Raw genomic sequence first — 1,196 nt, 5'->3', positions numbered from 1 at the left:
CCGGCGAGCGCGAGATCAGCACCACCATGTCGTTCGTGCAGGCGCTCAACATCGCGCTGCGCGACAAGCAGGTCGGCCCGCGCCTGGTTCCCATCGTCGCGGACGAAGCCCGCACCTTCGGCATGGAAGGCCTGTTCCGCCAGCTCGGCATCTACGCCCCGCACGGACAGAAGTACAAGCCGGTCGACCGCGACCAGCTCATGTACTACCGCGAAGACGTCACCGGCCAGGTGCTGGAAGAAGGCATCACCGAAGCCGGCGCGTTCGCGTCGTGGCTGGCGGCCGCCACCAGCTACAGCACCAACGACCTGCAGATGCTGCCGCTGTACATCTATTACTCGATGTTCGGCTTCCAGCGCATCGGCGACAGCGCCTGGCAGGCCGCCGACATGCGCGCGCGCGGCTTCCTGCTTGGCGCCACCGCCGGCCGCACCACCCTCAACGGCGAAGGCCTGCAGCACGAAGACGGCCACAGCATGGTCCAGGCCGGCCTGATCCCGAACTGCCGCAGCTACGACCCCACCTTCAGCTACGAAGTGGTGACCCTGTTCCAGCACGGCATGCAGCGCATGCTGACCGAACAGCAGGATGAGTACTGGTACCTCACCCTGATGAACGAAAACTACCCGCACCCCGACATGCCCGAAGGCGCCGCCGAAGGCATCATCAAGGGCATGTACCTGCTCAAGGACGCCGGCAAGCCCAAGAAGGGCGAACTGCGCGTGCAACTGATGGGCAGCGGCACCATCCTGCGCGAAGCCATCGCCGCGGCCGAACTGCTGGACAAGGACTTCGGCGTCACCGCCGACATCTGGTCCTGCCCCAGCTTCAACGAACTCGCCCGCGATGCGACCGACTGCGAACGCTTCAACCGCTTCAACCCGGAAGCGAAGACGCAGCGCAAGCCGTACATCACCGAACTGCTGGAAGGGCGTCAGGGCCCGGCGATCGCCGCGACCGACTACATCCGCGTGTATCCGGAACAGGTGCGCGCTTACGTGCCGATGCGCTACACCGTGCTCGGCACCGATGGGTTCGGGCGGTCGGATACGCGCGCGAACCTGCGTCGTCACTTCGAGGTCGATCGGTACTACATCGCCCATGCGGCCATTGCGGCGCTGGCGGCGGAAGGGAAGATGACCGGGAAGGATGTGGCTCGGGCTATCAAGCAGTACAAGATTGATGTGGAGACGCCG

At 65.2% G+C, this 1,196-nt stretch carries 1 pseudogene; it reads left to right on the top strand.

Going from position 1 to position 1,196, the window contains the following annotated elements:
• Nucleotides 1-1,196, top strand: a pseudogene (gene aceE, locus ABZY20_RS37300) (pyruvate dehydrogenase (acetyl-transferring), homodimeric type); the annotation flags it as partial.

The organism is Streptomyces sp. NPDC006624, from assembly GCF_040611555.1.
Lineage (GTDB): Bacteria > Actinomycetota > Actinomycetes > Streptomycetales > Streptomycetaceae > Streptomyces.
The sequence above is the reverse complement of the archived record's forward strand: the minus strand, read 5'-3'. Positions and strand labels throughout refer to the sequence as shown.